This window comes from Fluviispira sanaruensis, assembly GCF_004295685.1.
In the GTDB taxonomy this organism is placed as follows: Bacteria; Bdellovibrionota_B; Oligoflexia; order Silvanigrellales; family Silvanigrellaceae; genus Silvanigrella; species Silvanigrella sanaruensis.
This window is the reverse complement of sequence record NZ_AP019368.1, coordinates 1,591,397-1,608,231: the sequence shown is the minus strand read 5'-3', so window position 1 is coordinate 1,608,231 and position 16,835 is coordinate 1,591,397. Positions and strand designations below refer to the sequence as shown.

At 34.6% G+C, this 16,835-nt stretch carries 15 protein-coding genes; 4 read left to right on the top strand and 11 right to left on the bottom strand.

Annotated features, from left to right (window positions below; translation table 11 throughout):
* Positions 1-45 precede the first annotated feature (45 nt).
* The gene (locus EZS29_RS06885) at positions 46-675 is read left to right on the top strand and encodes a hypothetical protein (RefSeq protein ID WP_130607913.1); all 630 of its coding nucleotides are present in this window, start codon (positions 46-48) and stop codon (positions 673-675) included.
* Here the strand turns inward: EZS29_RS06885 and asnS are convergent, their stop codons facing one another.
* Entirely contained in the window at positions 676-2,079 is a 1,404-nt protein-coding gene (asnS, locus tag EZS29_RS06880) for an asparagine--tRNA ligase (RefSeq protein WP_130607910.1), read from the bottom strand.
* A gap of 197 nt (positions 2,080-2,276) precedes the next feature.
* On the opposite strand from asnS, the gene EZS29_RS06875 reads away from it, so the two are divergent.
* Together EZS29_RS06875 and EZS29_RS06870 are read left to right on the top strand one after the other, a co-directional pair.
* Positions 2,277-3,107 (top strand): hypothetical protein, encoded by an 831-nt coding sequence (locus EZS29_RS06875; protein WP_130607907.1) that lies wholly within the window; start codon positions 2,277-2,279, stop codon positions 3,105-3,107.
* A 54-nt stretch (positions 3,108-3,161) separates the two neighbouring features.
* Positions 3,162-4,658 carry a PAS domain-containing sensor histidine kinase gene (locus tag EZS29_RS06870; protein ID WP_130607904.1) on the top strand — a complete coding sequence of 499 codons (1,497 nt, stop codon included), beginning with the start codon at positions 3,162-3,164 and terminating at the stop codon, positions 4,656-4,658.
* Here the strand turns inward: EZS29_RS06870 and EZS29_RS06865 are convergent.
* Together EZS29_RS06865 and EZS29_RS06860 are read right to left on the bottom strand one after the other, a co-directional pair.
* A complete protein-coding gene (locus tag EZS29_RS06865) occupies positions 4,655-5,131 on the bottom strand; it encodes a chemotaxis protein CheW (RefSeq protein WP_130607901.1) in 477 nt (158 codons plus the stop codon). The genes EZS29_RS06870 and EZS29_RS06865 overlap by 4 nt on opposite strands.
* Before the next feature lie 18 nt (positions 5,132-5,149).
* Positions 5,150-6,907: a HAMP domain-containing methyl-accepting chemotaxis protein gene (locus tag EZS29_RS06860; RefSeq protein WP_130607898.1), complete on the bottom strand. Its 1,758-nt coding sequence runs from the start codon at positions 6,905-6,907 to the stop codon at positions 5,150-5,152.
* A 245-nt stretch (positions 6,908-7,152) separates the two neighbouring features.
* On the opposite strand from EZS29_RS06860, the gene EZS29_RS06855 reads away from it, so the two are divergent.
* Positions 7,153-7,614 (top strand): chemotaxis protein CheW, encoded by a 462-nt coding sequence (locus tag EZS29_RS06855; RefSeq protein WP_130607895.1) that lies wholly within the window; start codon positions 7,153-7,155, stop codon positions 7,612-7,614.
* On the opposite strand, the gene EZS29_RS06850 is transcribed toward EZS29_RS06855, so the two are convergent.
* The 8 genes from EZS29_RS06850 to hemH form a co-directional block, all read right to left on the bottom strand.
* On the bottom strand, positions 7,607-8,704 hold the full coding sequence (locus EZS29_RS06850) for a protein-glutamate methylesterase/protein-glutamine glutaminase (protein WP_130612809.1): 1,098 nt from the start codon (positions 8,702-8,704) through the stop codon (positions 7,607-7,609). The genes EZS29_RS06855 and EZS29_RS06850 overlap by 8 nt on opposite strands.
* 36 nt (positions 8,705-8,740) lie before the next feature.
* Complete coding sequence (locus tag EZS29_RS06845; protein WP_172603822.1) at positions 8,741-9,193, bottom strand: chemotaxis protein CheD; 453 nt, start codon at positions 9,191-9,193, stop codon at positions 8,741-8,743.
* Complete coding sequence (locus EZS29_RS06840) at positions 9,190-10,101, bottom strand: CheR family methyltransferase (RefSeq protein ID WP_130607889.1); 912 nt, start codon at positions 10,099-10,101, stop codon at positions 9,190-9,192. Before EZS29_RS06840 ends, EZS29_RS06845 begins: the two co-directional genes overlap by 4 nt.
* 8 nt (positions 10,102-10,109) lie before the next feature.
* A complete protein-coding gene (locus tag EZS29_RS06835; protein ID WP_172603821.1) occupies positions 10,110-12,083 on the bottom strand; it encodes a chemotaxis protein CheA in 1,974 nt (657 codons plus the stop codon).
* Positions 12,084-12,114: 31 nt separating this feature from the next.
* On the bottom strand, positions 12,115-12,681 hold the full coding sequence (locus EZS29_RS06830) for a response regulator (RefSeq protein ID WP_172603820.1): 567 nt from the start codon (positions 12,679-12,681) through the stop codon (positions 12,115-12,117).
* A 109-nt stretch (positions 12,682-12,790) separates the two neighbouring features.
* A complete protein-coding gene (gene truA / locus EZS29_RS06825; protein ID WP_130607880.1) occupies positions 12,791-13,618 on the bottom strand; it encodes a tRNA pseudouridine(38-40) synthase TruA in 828 nt (275 codons plus the stop codon).
* Positions 13,605-15,650, bottom strand: a complete 2,046-nt coding sequence (gene uvrB, locus EZS29_RS06820; protein WP_130607877.1) for an excinuclease ABC subunit UvrB — start codon at positions 15,648-15,650, stop codon at positions 13,605-13,607. The genes truA and uvrB overlap by 14 nt, the downstream gene beginning before the upstream one ends.
* Before the next feature lie 15 nt (positions 15,651-15,665).
* On the bottom strand, positions 15,666-16,700 hold the full coding sequence (hemH, locus tag EZS29_RS06815) for a ferrochelatase (protein WP_130607874.1): 1,035 nt from the start codon (positions 16,698-16,700) through the stop codon (positions 15,666-15,668).
* Positions 16,701-16,835 lie beyond the last annotated feature (135 nt).

The following is a 16,835-nucleotide window of genomic DNA, read 5'->3' as shown; positions in this document are numbered from 1 at the left end:
TTTCAAAACATATCAAAATTAAATATTTATTTTTAGGAGATATATATGTCATTGAAGAAATGCTTATTGATATCAAGCGTATTTTATATACCAGCTGCTTTTGCTCATGATATTCTTGAGTTTCATCCAAATCAAAGCAATTTTGAAACTTCTTTTGGCGGTGGTTATACCTTTTATGAGGGTTTCACAAATAATCATTATGGAAGCAGGATGCAAGGATATAATACCTCTGCAAACGTTTTGTTACCCGTAATGAAAAATTCAATTTTAGTGCCGGTTATCGGAATTGGTATAAATTATTCAGATGTTAAAAGTGCTTCTACCTTTAATCTAGGAAGTGAGCGTGTCAAAGCGAAAATACGCTCCCTATCTGCAGAAGGAGATATAGGGGTTAAAATAAATCCACTTGAAAAATTATCTATTTATTTGCTTGGTAAAGGTGCTTACAGTTTCTACAACGGCATAAAAAATACTGAGACAGCAAACTCTCGCACTGCTATAAATAAGCATTTTTTTGCAGGTTTAAATATCGCAGGAACTTATAATATTTTCTCAAATATCAATCTAGGTGCAAGTTTGAGTTACAATAGACACTTTATGAAATCCAAATCAGAAAAAGCGAATACAAATTTTAATGAATATTCTGCAAACTTAATTGCAACCTTAAATTTCTAATTAATATTTACAGTTGCCTGGTGTGCGTGGAAAGGGAATGACATCACGAATATTACTCATTCCTGTAATCCACATGATTAACCTTTCTAGACCAACTCCAAAACCAGAGTGTGGGACGGAGCCAAAGCGGCGTAAACACACATACCATTCCATAGATTGAGTATCGATTCCTAAGTGATTCATACGCTCAATGAGCACGCTCTCGCGGTCTTCACGCTGGCTTCCACCGACAACTTCACCAATTCCAGGCATTAGAATATCCATTGCTCGCACTGTTTTGCCATCATCATTTAAATACATATAAAATGCTTTGAGTTCTGCAGGATAATCAAAAACAATAGTGGGTGATTTAAAGTGCTCTTCACAAAGGTAACGTTCATGTTCACTTTTTAAATCACATCCCCAAAAAACTGGGTTTTCAAAGTCTTTTTTACACTTAATTAAAATATCGACTGCTTCTGTATAACTTACCCGGACAAAAGGACGTTCAAGCGCCATATGTAAATATTCACGGGTATCGTGTTGTGTTTTTTGGACACAGACATCAATATCATCGGAACAATTTTTAAGGACATCAGCAACGACAAAGCGAATCATATCTTGCGCAAGTTGCATATTGTCATTGAGATCTGCAAAAGCCACCTCGGGTTCAACCATCCAAAATTCAGCTAAATGACGCGAAGTATTTGAGTTTTCAGCTCTAAAAGTCGGGCCAAAAGTATAAATTTTATTCAGCCCCATTGCCATCAATTCGCCTTCGAGTTGCCCCGTTACACAAAGCATAGTGGGTTCTGCAAAAAAGTCCTGAGAAAAATCGGTTTTCCCATCCTTTGTTCTTGGTAATTTATCAAAATCAAAGTTTGTTACTTTAAAAGACTCTCCTGCCCCTTCGCCATCGGCTGTGGTCAAAATCGGGGTGTGTGCATAACAGAATCCACGCTCTTCAAAAAAACGATGGATCGCTGTGCTGACGCGGCTTCTAATTCTAAAAACACTTGAAAAAGTTGATGTTCTTGGACGTACGTGGGCCACTTCACGCAGATATTCTAAACTCATTTCCTTTTTTTGCAGAGGAAAAGTTTCAGGATCAGCAAATCCGTAAATATGAACTTTTTTTGCTTGCATTTCATATTTCTGCCCTTTTCCAGGACTTAAAACCAATTCTCCGTCAATTTTAAGAGAACAGCCGGTCGTTAATTTTTCAACCTCTGAATAATTTTCTATAGAAGCATCAATTACGATTTGCAAAGACTTCGCACAGGTTCCATCATTGAGTTCAATAAAAGAAAACTTTTTCGAGCCACGCTTAGTTCTAACCCATCCAGCAACCGTTATAAGAGCTGGGGAGACTTTATCCGCATGAATGTCGGCAAGCTGAGTTAATTGAGAAAGTAAAGTCGTCATTTTGCACCTTAATTGAGCTTATTATTTCTGAAAAAGTCATGAAGAACATTTTGTTAATAAAACAATTTATTCATCCATTCAAAGCGGGAAGTATGTCACAAATAGAGCAATTGTGCAATAATCTATATGCTCAGAAAAATCATGTATTATAGGTATTCACTCTTCAGATCCCTTTTTAAGAAAGGATGCACACAAAAATGCAACTTTTAAAATCTTCGAGAAGTTGGATAAAAATTATTACATTTTTTGTCATATTTTTATATATAGAAAAAGGATACTGCCAAGGTAATAGCTCAAAAAGTGGAGTGTCGTTTTCATATAAACGACAAAATGACCGAGACAGTGAACGGTGGTCACTCAGCACATTTTTTTTTGAACGAAATAAATTAAAACAATCAGATCTTCTGATTCGCTTTTATACCAGTGGAAAAGACTCCAAAAATTCGCCACGCCTTGAGCCCTATGTTTATGGAAATTGGTACAATGGCTTTGATACTGATGGAAGTACTTGGGAAGGTTCTGGAGGTGGGGGGAGTATTTATTTTAATAACTTCATTTCAGGAATTTTTAAGGTCACGACACCTAATCTTGTTTTAGGGGTTTTTGGCGACCATCGGGAAGAACTCTCACGAGGAGTTTCAAAAATAGATTCTTTTGGACCCTCCATCCGATTATTTGGCAGAAATCAACAAGATTCTGCTCTCTTTCTTAATTTAAGAAACACACAAAGAAGACTGGAAGGACAATATTTTGAAGAATGGAATTGGGAAGCAGGTGCTGTAATTTATATAGCTCAAGCACTACGAATAGAAGGTTCTTGGCTTTTTTCGAACGACGACTGGCGCGCATTTCCTTCGACATATGCTGCTCAGCAAGGTTATAAAGTGGGGGGAGGTATAGAAATCGGCATATTAAGAATCAGTGGTTTTTTTGAAAATAATAGTTTTACAATTAAAAACCCTGCCGCAAATGCAAGACAAAATTTTAACGAATCGAGAAGGGTTGTCCAAGTAGGTTTATCAATCTAAATTTCAAACCGATAAGTAAACTAGTTTATCTAAAATATAATTGAGAGTATATTTATGTCAATAAATTTGAAAGAAGAAGAATTTCAAAATCCAATTGCTCTCAATGATAATTATACTGTTAAAGAGATCATACTCAAAACAATAATTGCAAGCACCGATGATCCTTTCTTAATTATAGATTTAAATGGGTTGATTGAACATAGTTCTGCCGGGAAAAACTCAATTATTTTTGACAACTTTCAAGCTAGAAATATTTCTGAGTTAAAAGATTTTGACAACTTTTACAAAGAAATTTTTTCCTTGTTTGAAAAAATAAGTGAAGATAAAAAAAATATTACAATTGAATATACTCAGGATAATTCTTCTGACTTTTATATTATATCAGGTACAATCTTAAATTATAATGCATATAATATATGCTTAATTCTAGTTAAAGTTAAAGATTTCTCTTCTGAAAAAAAGTACGAAAAGTCTTTACAGTCCGCATTTTTATTTTATGAAAAACAAAGTTATGCATTAAATGCGGCTGCAAGTATAAGTATTACAGATAAAAACGGAAATATTATTTTTGTCAATGACAATTTTAGTAAGTTAAGTGGATATTCTGGTCAAGAGCTTGTCGGAAAAAATCATAATATTTTAAATTCGCATACTCATTCTAGAGCATTTTTCTCTGACCTTTGGCGAACTATTTTAAAAGGAGATAGATGGAAAGGAGAAATTCAAAATAGAGATAAAAGTGGGGCTCTCTATTGGATAGATACAACAATTGTTCCTATTAAAAATGAAAACGATGAGATCATCCAATTTATTGCTATTCGCTTTGATATTACAGAAAAAAAGAAAAATGAATCCCTTATGATTCATACCGCAAATATGGCATCTCTTGGAGAAATGGCTGGCGGTTTAGCTCATGAAATCAACAATCCTCTGACGATAATTATTGGAAAAATTTATCAAATAGAAAGAAAAATAGAAAATTTTAATTTTGATAAAGATAAAGTAAAAGAAAGTTTCACAATTATTGACAAATCCCTTGCCCGCATAGCCAAAATTGTTTCCGAGTTTTTAAAGTTCGCCAAACATTCTGATTATGAAGCAATGCAAAACATAACAATTACAAGTGTAATCGAGAGTGCGCTCTATTTTTGTAAAGAAAAATTTAGAAGCAATGGGGTTGAAATCTACTTAAATAATTTAAGTCAAAGTACAATATTCTGTAAACCCATAAAGATATCACAAGCGGTTTTAAATCTTTTAAATAATTCTTATGAAGCAATTGCAAACTTACAAGATAAATGGATTGAAATATCAGTCTTAGAAAATTCTCCAGAAGTCATATCCATCGCCATCACTGACAGCGGTCTTGGTATCCATGAAAATATTCTTCCGCATATGTTTAAACCATTTTATTCTAAAAAAGAAACAACTCCAGGATTGGGTTTAAGCATAGCAAAAGGAATTATTGATGAACATAAGGGCACAATTAAATATGATTTAAACTCAGAAAACACACGATTTATTATAACATTAGCAAAATTTAAATCTTAAACTCTCAATTTTTCAAAATTTATTTTAGCAGAAGCTAAAATTGCAAACAGATCTACTAAAATAACATTTTTTTCTTGCACTTTGCCAATACCTGTTACGATACCAAGATTTGAAACACTACAGATCTCAGGCGTTATATCGATTTGTTTATTTGTAAAATCTAAAACATCTTGCACTGAATCTACAATGATACCGACTTTATTTGTTCCCGTATCAACGATTATGATACAAGTTTGTTTTGAATACTGCGTTTCAATTAAATGTAACTTGAGCCGCAAATCCATTATTGGAATAATATGTCCCCGCAAATTAATAACGCCTTTAACATACTTTTCTGTGTCAGGAAGCTCTGTAATTTTATCCATCCCAATTATTTCTGAGACACACTTTATTTCGAGGGCAAAGATCTCTTGTCCCAATTGAAAACTTAAATAACGCCCTTCAGATGCACTTTTTTGAGACTTTGCAGACATTACATTGAAGCTCCCATTTTAAAATCCTTGGATTGTTCCAATATTTGGCTTTAGCTCATCATCAAACCCATCTTTATCTGAATCAAAAGGAATCAATTGTTTTGCTGATTTTTTGAGAGATGGATTGTCAGATAATCCTGAACGAACAAGATTCATATTTTCTTTTAAGTTAGCATTGTTTTTCTTCAGCTTAGAAAGAGTAGCTGTGACAGCAAAATTATTTTTCTCTGACTTCTCTATTTTAACCTTTTTAAAAGCAAAATCTCTTGCGACAATATTATTTTGCATCTTTGTATTATGAAATTGTAAAGTCTTTAACGGCTCCTTCTTAAAGCCTTCGACTACATATTGTAAATCAGAAACTATTTTAGTAACTTCTTTTGAACGCATACTCACTTCTTCACTGATATCTAACGATTGTTCAGCTATACTCGCATTGGCTTGAGTGACTTGATCTAACTGATTCATTGCTTTGCTGATTTGAGAAATTCCCACGGCCTGTTCATTGCTTGCACTGGCAATTTCATTAATGAGATCAGATACTTTTTTTGAATTTGTGACAATTTCATTTAATGTTTCTGAGCTTTGCTTTGCAACCAACACACCTTTTCCACTTTTTTCGACGCTTTCTTTAATCAGATTTGTAATATCATTTGCCGCAGAAGCACTTCTCTGAGCTAAATTACGCACAGCTTCCGCCACGACTGCAAATCCTTTGCCATGTTCCCCTGCCCGTGCGGCCTCAACAGCTGCATTTAAAGCCAGTAAATTGGTCTGAAAAGCAATGGAATCAATAACACCAATTATTTCATTTACTTTCTTACTCGACTCGGCGACTTCATTCATAGCAGAGCAGAGTCCATGAATTTCTTTTTCACCAACTTCCGCAGAACTACGCGCAACTTGCGCCAATTTATTCACTTCTTTTGCGTTATTGGCATTTTGTTTAACCATACTGGAGAGCTCTTCAAGAGAGCTGACAGTTTCTTCTAAAGAGGCTGCGCTTGAAGTCGATCCGCGTGAAATTGTTTCACTTGCTTTCTTCATTTTTTCACTTGCGTGATAGGTTTCCTCACTCGAAATTAAAAGATTATTTGTTTTCTCAAGGATTTTATTGCAAATTTTCCTAACAACAGAAAAACTATATAATAATAAAAACAATGTAAATAAAGGTCCGCAAACCAGCAGTGTATAACGAAAATTATTAATATCTGCAATGACATTTTCACCAACTTCTTTAGTTAAAGTTAATCTTGTCTTTTGCATTTGAAAAATACCTTCTTCGAGTTCAAGAGAAAGAGGATAAAGTTTTTCATGCAATAAAATTTTGACTTCAAAGCTCATATTGTATTCATTGTTTTTCATAAGTTTAATAAATTCATTTCCTATGTCATTAAATAGGATTAATTTATTTTCAAATGTTGAATATATCTCCGCTATTTTTCCTGAGTGAGGCAGACTGTCAAATTCCTCTTTTAATTTTTGCAATGCACTCAGACTTTCCTGAGTTTTTTTAAAATTTTTCAAAATTTCATCTTGTGAGGTTGAAATAAAAATGGCTTGCGCATAGCGAATTGTTGCGTGTACTTGTCCAATCATACGTTCTGTATTAATTGTCGATGGTATTCTTATCAAAGTCATATATGAAAGAGACTTTGAGGTTTCTGAAAGTTTTTGAAATGAAAAAAAGCTGAAGCCGATTAATATAATGACAGGTAAAAAGACTAACCTGAGCATTTTTCCACGTATACCATGGATCCATTCAGCAATCGCCATAGCATTGTCCTTTAGTAACCTTAAAATTTAAAATATATTCTCTTAATATTATGAATCGGATGAAAATAATCTCGAATAAAGTAACTTTTTTAAAAATATTTACCTCATACAGCTCTGACAACAAGCACTCATTCATGTCAAAAACCTTCTTAACATATCAATAATTATCAATTTTATTTTATTTACTCCGAAGAGAAACTCTAAGATTTTTATAAAATTATAAGAACAGAGTATAAGGATATAAAATGAATGAAGAAATAAATGAAAGTATAAAGGGCCGTTACCTTAGTTTTTTCTTAGGAAAAGAAATGTATGCCGCACCCATTGAGAATATATGGGAAGTCAATGCCATGATTGAATTCACGGCCGTACCACAAACACCTCCTTTTGTGAAAGGAGTGTTAAATTTGAGGGGCAAAGTTATTCCTGTCATCGATCTTTGCTGCAAGTTGAATTTAGCACCAACTACTTTTAATCGCTATACGTGCATTGTTGTGATGCAAGCGCATACGCGACAAATCGGCGTGATTATAGATTCAGTCGATTCTGTCATTGAAGTAGCAAAAGACAACATAAAGTCTAATCATTCATTTACAGAAGAAAATGAAATGAAATATATTTCAGGCATGGGAAATATTGAAGGGAAAAGCCTTATAATTCTTAATATAGAAAGCATTCTCTCCGATGAAGAGCTCCTCATTAAATAGGCAGAGAGCTGTTTTGCTTTAACTCTCGATTTGTACATACATCCATTATACTTTTTGCAATTTTTTGTAATGGTAAAACAATATGTGAGGCTCCTATTTCTATTGCTTCTTTAGGCATGCCAAAGACCACACTCGTTTTTTCATCTTGTACTATGTTAAAGCTCCCAGCGTTTTTCATTTCTAACAACCCTTGGGCACCATCATAACCCATACCAGTTAAAACAACTCCAATTGCATTCTTCCCTACTAATTGGGCGACAGAAGAAAAAAGAGGATCGGCCGCAGGCTTAACTCCATGGAGAAGAGGTCCGTCTTTTAGACGCACACAAAACTGTGTTCCATGCCGCGCCAAAATCATGTGAAATCCTCCAGGAGCAAGCAAAACACGGCCTGGTTGGACGATGTCATTGGACTCTGCTTCTTTCACTTCAAATGGACAGATATTGTTCAGAGTTTCGGCAAAACCTTTGGTAAATTCTTTAAGCATATGCTGTACTATAACTGTTCCGGGAATATCTTCTGGCATATGCGATAAGAGGTGCTTAAGAGCTTCTGTTCCTCCAGTCGATGCCGCAATCGCTAAAATAATTTTGTTATTTTTTGTTGTTTTTGAAGGCTGAGCCTTTTTAACATTTGTTTTTAATGGGTCTGAAAGATTCATTGAACGAATGTTCGATACATTGGCGCCCGCTGCTGCTCTTACTTTTGCTATCAATTCTGCGCTAACCGACTCCATCGGTGTCTTTTTATCTAGAATTGGTTTCGCAAATATATCAACGGCGCCAATCGATAAAGCTCTAAGTGCTGTTTGTGAGTTTTCTTTTGCATAACTGCTTATAACGATAGTTGGAATAGGAAAATGTTCCATCACTTTTTCTAAAAATGTGAGCCCATCCATGTTTGGCATTTGGATATCAAGAGTCATGACATCAGGTTTTAATTCAACAAGTTTTTCACGAGCCACATAAGGATCAGGGGCAAATCCAACAACTTCTATTCCAGGATCTGAGGAGAGCATGTGAGCAAAAAGTTGGCGAATAATATTAGAATCATCAACGATAAGCACCCTTATTTTTCTTTCAGTTTGCATGATCAAAAGCTTCTCCTTTTCGTTTTTAATCTCATATTATCCAACGAATTCATGAAAAACTTCAAAAGTGTTTGTTATAAACTTAATTCTACGACTCAAATTTCCACCTACATTGAAGTCTATCACAGGAATTTTTAGTTTTTCCAATTCCATAAAGGCCATTTCAATATTTAGTTCACCAACACTTTCTTTAAATATGTTTGCTCCTATAATATTTCCCCCTCCATAGAATTTAGCTTCAATTTTACAAGTTTCACCTTTTAATTCTTCCCGCAATTTATTTAAGAGAAAATGAATGGCATTGCAGCCATATTTTAAACTTGAATCATTTTCCTCCAAGGGTCTAGGCAATAAAAAATGATTTAATCCACCTATTTTTTTATCTGGGCAAAACAATGCCACCGCAACGCATGAGCCTAAAACTGTCGAAATCGTTGTGGGTTCATTTGTTACATAAGCATGTCCGGGGTACAAAAAAAAAGATTTCATCCTATGCCTTCTGTAATTTTGCATTTTTGATAAACAGATGGTGCTATAGATTTTAGAGAATCCGGACCATTTAATATAGATTCCGAATGTCCTAATAATAAATATCCATCATAATTTAAACAATTTTCAAATTGTTTAATCGTCTTTGCAACTTGTTCTTTTTCAAAATAGATCAAAACATTGCGACAGAAAATAATATCGAATTTATGTTGAAAGGGATAATATTCTTCAATCAAATTAAACAAAGCAAAATTTATTTTTTCTCTGATTTCCTTAATCACTCTGTAAGAACCTATATATTGGCCTTTACCCTTTTCAAAATACCGATCAATATATTGAGCAGGAACTTGCTCCATTTCTTTTTCACCATAAATTCCAATACTTGCTTTGTTTAAAACATTTCTATCGATATCTGTAGATAAAAAATGCAACTGCCAACCTTCATTTTTTGGAATATTTTCATCTAAGATCATAGCTATAGTGTAAGGTTCTTCACCCGTACTCGATGCTGAGCACCAGACTCTGATATCATATTGACATAGTTTTTTTTTCTTCTCTAAAATTTCGTGAAGTAAATTCGGCATCAAATCAAAATGATGTTTTTCACGAAAAAAACTAGTCATATTTGTTGTCATAGCTAAGATGAATTCATTAATAATAGTCTGCTCACATTCAACCAGTTTCGCATACAATTCTTTATAATTTTTTAAATGGAACTTTTTTAGTATGCGCGCGGTGCGACTCGCAAGTAAGGTTTGATTTTTATCGCTAAAAGGTAAGTTTATTCCTGAATGATCTTTTAAAAAATGCGCAATTTTGTTGAAAATATTTTCTTCGATACTATTTTCTATATTTAAAGCAGCATTTGGGATATGCTTATGCAAAGTTTCTTCATCAAAATCTTTCATTTTATTCCTCAATTTGCTTCAGACAATTTTTGTGGATTTAAATTTTTCTCAATAGAAATATTATGACTTTTATCTTTATGTGCACTCGAAATTAGGCCCTCTAAATCAAGTATCAAACCCACTTTTCCATCGCCTAAGATAGCTCCCCCGCCAATGCCTTTCACATGTTTAAAAACATCGCCTAAACCTTTGATCACAATTTGACTTTGCCCTAACACTTCATCTACCAACAAAGCCACTTGTGTGCCTCTTTCTTCGACTACAACCACTGTTTGCGTTCCTTCAATTGCCTCTGTTTCGATTGAATTTATTTCATTTTTTACCCATTTTCTCAGTCGGATGAGTGGAAGAAAATTTCCACGCACTTGAATCACTTCATTTTTATTACTTAAGCGTGTGATAGCGTGAAAATCTGGCTGGAGAAGCTCGCAAATATTCTCCATGGGAAGGGCATAGACATCATTATTGACTCGGACTTTCATTGCATCAGCTATTGCGGTGGTTAATGGAATCCACAAACGGAAACGAGTGCCCTCACCCGGACGGCTCGTGATTTCAATATTTCCTTTTACCTGCTCAAGATGTGATTTCACCACATCAAGCCCGACACCACGTCCCGAAATCTCACTGACTACTTCAGCTGTCGAAAAACCTGGAGCAAATAATAAATCATAGACTTGTGCATCGTTCATATGCATATGACTGTCATTATTCGGTAAAAGACCTTTTAATAAAGCTCTTCTTATAACCTTATCGCGAATAATACCGCCTCCATCATCTTCTATATCAATAAAAACTCGACCAGATTGGTAACCCGCAGCCAAATTGATTTTCCCAATTTCATTCTTTCCTTTAACTTGTCTCTCTTCTTTAGCTTCTATTCCATGATCGAGTGCATTACGGCACAAATGCATAAGAGGATCGCCTAATGATTCAAAAACGGCACGATCGATTTCCGTTTCTTCACCTGACATAGTGAATTCAACAGGTTTATTCAGTTTAAGTGACAGATCACGCACAGCTCTATTTACTTTTAGAAATAAAGGTCTGATCGAAGTCATTCGCATGGAAAGAGCTTTTTCTTGCAGTTCACGCACTATTTTATCGAGTAAAACAAGAAGCGAACTCAAATGCTGATCCTGATTAACTGTTAAAATTTCATTGCATATCAATTGGCTTTTAACGACAACCAACTCTCCCACTAAATCTAAAACAGAATCAATTCTATCCGCACTCAACTTAACAATAGCGGATTTATTTTGCCCCTGTTCCTTTTCACTAGTTACTTTCATTAAATTATTATTTTTTATTTCAAAATTTACATTTTCAGTGGTTATATTTTTTTGCTCAAAGTCTGTTTCCCCTTCTGAGCACTTAGATTTAATATTTAAACTTTCCGAATAAATTTCTTCTTTTGGCATTGATTTAAAAAGCAATTCTTCATCATTATTATCTATTATATTAGGAGCATAATTTTTTGGTGCATTTTCTTCAAAAACATAAAAACCTTCATTTTGACTACCAGATTTATCTTTTTCAAGATTTTTAAGCGATTCACTTTGCTCTGGTAAATGATTTATGCTGACAAATTTATTTATACGCTCAACCAAGTCAACACAGTGTGGTTCAGCAGATAAATCTTGCTTTAAAGTAGCAACATAATTTTTCAATCTATCATTTATTTCTAAAAGAAGTGAAATTATTTCCGTAGAACAAAGCTCTTCCTTCACTCTTAATATACAAAGTAATTCTTCTGCAGAATGAGCAAAATGACTAAAATGCAAAAATCCGATAGATCCTGAAGACCCCTTCATAGAATGTACTAAACGGAAAATCCGATTAAGCTCTTCTTGTTTACTTCCCGCTGATTCAAGATTCATAAAAGCTTCTTCGCATTCTTCTAACATAAAGTCACATTCTACAAGAAATGATTTTTTTAATTCAGTGAGAAATTCTTCTTCAGTTTTTATAATATTTGACATCGTCATTCCTTAAAAAATGAATAATTTAATTTTACTTATTGATTTTTTTAGTATTTGAATTTGTACTTATATTTGCATTTGAAAAAACGACTCTAATATTTTGCATAGCAAGTAACTTTTGTGCTGCATGCTTAACGCGTGGAGAAATATATTGCTCCATTTGCACCGTTTCGGAAAAATTTTGAATATCTTTTTTGGCTTGTTTTATAGCTAGAGAATAATTTAATGCATCTTGTATCCGATTGACTAAAACATGAGGAGCAAAAGGTTTGTTTAAAAAATCAAACGCACCGAGCTTAAGAGCTGTGATAGTGGCTTCTTGATCACCATAAGCAGTCAATATAATAAAGGGAGTCTCTAGATCGAAACTACGCAATTGACGCAAAAAGTCTAGACCATCTAAAACAGGCATTCGTAGATCGGATAGAATGACATTAAAAGGTTCTGTTTTATGTTTATCCAATGCATCTTGCCCATTATTGGCCGTTTCAACCCAATCAAAAGATTCACTCAGAAGATCCTCAATGGCACTGGCTAGGCCATCTTCATCGTCCACAACCAAAATACGACCATTGACTTCATTTTTAGGTGTGTCCATGAAAATACTCCTTCCATTGAAAAAAGATTCTTTCCACATATTACTGCAAAAAAATTGGAGGAGGTATTCACTTTAGTGCTTATGCTATGAGAATGACATCACATTTTTTTCAACAAGGAACTTGCTTTTGTGCTTTATTTTTCGAGGATATTAAGATTTTTTCTTTGTCATAATAAACGTGCATTAATGTCAAAGGCCAAGCGGGTGCGCACATTCCTGTTTTTGTTCGATCTCTGTGGACAAAAGATTCCGTTATGGTGCTTAAAGATCTTTTTCCCGTTGCCATTTCCACAGCAGTTCCAACCATATTGCGAATCATATTTTTTAAGAAGCCTTCCCCCCAGATATCGACAATGATCATTTCTTTGTGGATAGGATGAATCCAAGCATCGACAGCTAAAATTTTCCGCACAGTTGTCTTAGCAGAGCAATCAGACGAACGAAAAGCAGCAAAATCATGCTCCCCTTCAAACTGTTTTAATATTTCACAAACGCTTTCTGGTGAGATTTTGCTGCGCACATGCCAAGCTCTCTTTGTTAAAAATGCGTGTTCTGAAAAACCATACCAAATAAGGTAACGGTAATGTTTACCTGCGGCATGAAAGCGAGCATGGAAATCTGATTTGACAAACTCAGCTGATGAAACACATATATCAAGCGCTAAATGCGAATGTAATATACCGTTCATTCCTCGAACAATCCGTTCAGAATCTGCTGCTGTTTTTGTATGAAAGTTTAAGACATAATACTGTGCATGCACTCCAGCATCGAGCCGACTACACCCACATAAAGACACTGTTTCACCACTGAAAACATTCCACGCATTCGTAATAGCTTCTTGCACAGTAAATGCATGCGGCTGATATTGATAACCATTAAATTTTTCACCATTCCAAGAAAGAATGAGTTTTAAATTTCTATATTCACTGAGTTCCATTTAAATCACCTGAAAGAATTAATAACTGCTCTTTTAATATATTTATTTTATCCCTTAATTCTGCAGCAAATTCAAATTCCATTTTTTGCGAAGCTTTTTGCATTTCTTTAATCAGTTTTTGAATATGCTTATCAAGTTTTTTGGGACTGTGTAAAATGTTGAGATCTTCTAAATGAGAAACTGCTTGTAGTAGTTTTTCTTGATATTCATCACCGTAATCTAAATTATAAAGCTTCCGTAAATTTTCTGGAATTTTTTTAAGAATTGTTTGCGGTGTAATATCGTTTTCTTCATTATATTGCAGCTGAATTTTTCTTCTTCTTTCAGTCTCTGCTAAACAAAATTTTATACTCTCAGTTTCTTTATCTGCGTATAAAATTACTCTACCATTTGCATTTCTTGCTGCCCTTCCTACTGTTTGGATTAGGCTTGTTCTACTTCTTAAAAAACCTTCTTTATCGGCATCGAGGATTGCAACCAATTCCACTTCAGGAAGGTCTAGCCCCTCACGTAATAAATTGATTCCAACCAGAACATCAAATACTCCTAAGCGTAAATCGCGTAAAATTTCTACACGCTCAATACTGTGAATTTCTGAATGTAAATATTTAACTTTAATTTTAAATTCAGACAAATAATGGGTAATTTCTTCTGCCATTTTTTTTGTTAAAGTCGTAACAAGCACCCGAAATTTTCTAGAGACTGTTTGCTGAATTTCCATTAATAGATTATCAATCTGCCCTTGTGCTGGTTTTACAACAATAATAGGATCGATAAGTCCTGTAGGACGAATAACTTGTTCCACGACTTCATTACCCGATTTTTCCAATTCATATTTAGCCGGTGTCGCAGAGACATAAATCGTCTGCCCCATTCTAGCAGTAAATTCTTCAAAATTGAGAGGTCGATTGTCTAATGCAGATGGCAAACGAAATCCATAATTCACCAAAGTTTCTTTACGTGCGCGGTCACCTCGATACATTCCACCAATTTGAGGAACTGTAACATGACTTTCATCGATGACTAAAAGATAATCTTTTGGAAAATAATCCAGCAAAGTCGAAGGTGGTTCTCCTTCTTTCCGTCCATCAAGGTAACGGGAATAATTTTCTACTCCTTGACAATATCCTATTTCACGAAACATTTCGATATCGTGTAATGTTCTCTGCTCAATTCTTTGCGCTTCTAAAAACTTTCCATTTTCTTTAAAAAGATTTAACCGCTCTAGGAGATCTTTAGTAATTTCTGCAATAATGTTTTCAATTTTTTCCTGTTCAAGAACATAATGGGTTGCAGGATAAATTCCTACTTTATTTATATTTTCTATTACTGTTCCGCGCAATGCATCAATAAAAGATATTTTCTCGATTTCCTCGCCCCAGAATTGTATACGTATTGCTTTTTCTTTTTCATACGTAGGAACAATCTCAACAATATCACCACGCACTCTAAATTTTCCGCGTTCTAAGGAAATATCATTGCGATTGAATTGAATTGCAAGCAAATGTCGAATAAAATCGTCTCGCGATAAATTCATTCCTTTCTCAAGTAAAATGCGGGCATTTAAATATGACTCAGGCTCTCCTAAACCATATATACAGCTGACAGAGCTTACAATAATAACATCTCGTCGCTCAAATAATGCGCGGGTGGCACTGTGCCTCATTTTATCGATATCTTCGTTAATCGTTGCTGTTTTATCTATAAAGGTATCTGTACTTGGAACATAAGCCTCTGGTTGATAATAATCATAATAACTCACAAAATATTCGACAGCACTCTTTGGAAAGAGTTCTTTAAATTCTTGAAAAAGCTGGGCTGCGAGGGTTTTATTGTGCGCTATGACGAGAGTTGGTTTTTGCGTCTGAGCGATAACATTGGCAACGGTAAATGTTTTGCCGGAGCCTGTCACACCAAGCAAAACTTGCTCAGCAATTCCATTCTGAATACCACTGACCAATTTTTGTATTGCTTGTGGTTGATCACCCATTGGCTCAAGAGGCCATTTTGTTTCAAATTTCTCGTTGCTCATAGAGCACTTCCTTTTTTAATTTTCCCTTATAAGATCTGCGACAGTTTCGCACCACTTTAAATGAGAATTTAGCGACGTGACTAATGTTAAGTCCTCACCACCAAGAGCAAGCCACTGTTCGCGCGCGCGCATTTGAATTTCTTCGAGTGTTTCTAAACAGTCAGCTACAAATGCAGGACAGATAACTGCGATTCGTTTAAAACCCTTAGCAGCAATTTCCGGGAGAACAAGGTCTGTGTAAGGCTTAATCCAAGGATCGCGCCCTAAACGAGATTGAAAACTCGTCATATGATTTTCATCTGTTAACTTTAATAACTTAGCAAGTGAACGGGTTGTAGCATAACTTTGCGCACGATAACAGTATTTATTTTCCGCTTGAATTGATGCGCAACAATTTTTCTTTTCTAAACAATGCTCTTGCTTAGGAGATATGTCTGATTTTCTTACATGCCGCTCAGGCAATCCATGATAACTAAACAAGACATAATCTGCTTTAAATTGATCTATTTGTGGTTTTGCAACTGCATAAAAACTATCAATAAACCTAACGTCATCGTAAAAATAAGAAATATACTTTAAACGAGGAACATTCCACATTGAATTACAGATTTTTCCGATTTTTTCAAAAACAGTTCCTGTTGCGGCAGATGAATATTGAGGAAATAAGGGAAAAACTATAATTTCGTCGACGTTCTTATCCAATAGCTTTTTAACTGCAGAATCCATTGATGGGCTTTGATATCTCATACAAAACTCGACTGTATATGATTCACCTAATATTTGATTCACATTTTCAGCGAGGGCTTTTCCATGCAAAAGCAATGGAGATCCTTCACTTTTCCATATCATCTTATAGGCATGAGAAGATTTTTTGCTGCGAAATGGCAAAATAATTAAATTTAATAATAAAAATCGAGCAATGGCAGGAATATCTATCACTCTTGGATCGGAAAGAAATTCTCTTAAATACTTTCTCACATCAGGAACTTCGGGGGTGTCAGGTGTACCCACATTAACAACTAAGACGCCAATTTTCTTGTGTAAATTCATTTATTAGTCCAAAATCCTAAAATTAAGTTTGTTATTGAAATGCAGATGCAATAAAATCTATCTCAAATAGAATACTCCCCGGGATGCAACCAAATGTGTTAGTTATCACTAATGTACCTAGAAAACAAACCGCTC

Coding starts and splice junctions, on each gene's coding strand:
- truA (WP_130607880.1), bottom strand. CDS start 13,618: ATGGAACTCAGTGAATATAGAAATTTAAAACTCATTCTTTCTTGGAAT.
- EZS29_RS06845 (WP_172603822.1), bottom strand. CDS start 9,193: ATGAAATCTTTTTTTTTGTACCCCGGACATGCTTATGTAACAAATGAA.
- EZS29_RS06870 (WP_130607904.1), top strand. CDS start 3,162: ATGTCAATAAATTTGAAAGAAGAAGAATTTCAAAATCCAATTGCTCTC.
- EZS29_RS06830 (WP_172603820.1), bottom strand. CDS start 12,681: ATGGACACACCTAAAAATGAAGTCAATGGTCGTATTTTGGTTGTGGAC.
- EZS29_RS06885 (WP_130607913.1), top strand. CDS start 46: ATGTCATTGAAGAAATGCTTATTGATATCAAGCGTATTTTATATACCA.
- EZS29_RS06860 (WP_130607898.1), bottom strand. CDS start 6,907: ATGGCGATTGCTGAATGGATCCATGGTATACGTGGAAAAATGCTCAGG.
- asnS (WP_130607910.1), bottom strand. CDS start 2,079: ATGACGACTTTACTTTCTCAATTAACTCAGCTTGCCGACATTCATGCG.
- EZS29_RS06835 (WP_172603821.1), bottom strand. CDS start 12,083: ATGTCAAATATTATAAAAACTGAAGAAGAATTTCTCACTGAATTAAAA.
- EZS29_RS06865 (WP_130607901.1), bottom strand. CDS start 5,131: ATGTCTGCAAAGTCTCAAAAAAGTGCATCTGAAGGGCGTTATTTAAGT.
- EZS29_RS06875 (WP_130607907.1), top strand. CDS start 2,277: ATGCAACTTTTAAAATCTTCGAGAAGTTGGATAAAAATTATTACATTT.
- uvrB (WP_130607877.1), bottom strand. CDS start 15,650: ATGAGCAACGAGAAATTTGAAACAAAATGGCCTCTTGAGCCAATGGGT.
- hemH (WP_130607874.1), bottom strand. CDS start 16,700: ATGAATTTACACAAGAAAATTGGCGTCTTAGTTGTTAATGTGGGTACA.
- EZS29_RS06840 (WP_130607889.1), bottom strand. CDS start 10,101: ATGAAAGATTTTGATGAAGAAACTTTGCATAAGCATATCCCAAATGCT.
- EZS29_RS06855 (WP_130607895.1), top strand. CDS start 7,153: ATGAATGAAGAAATAAATGAAAGTATAAAGGGCCGTTACCTTAGTTTT.
- EZS29_RS06850 (WP_130612809.1), bottom strand. CDS start 8,704: ATGCAAACTGAAAGAAAAATAAGGGTGCTTATCGTTGATGATTCTAAT.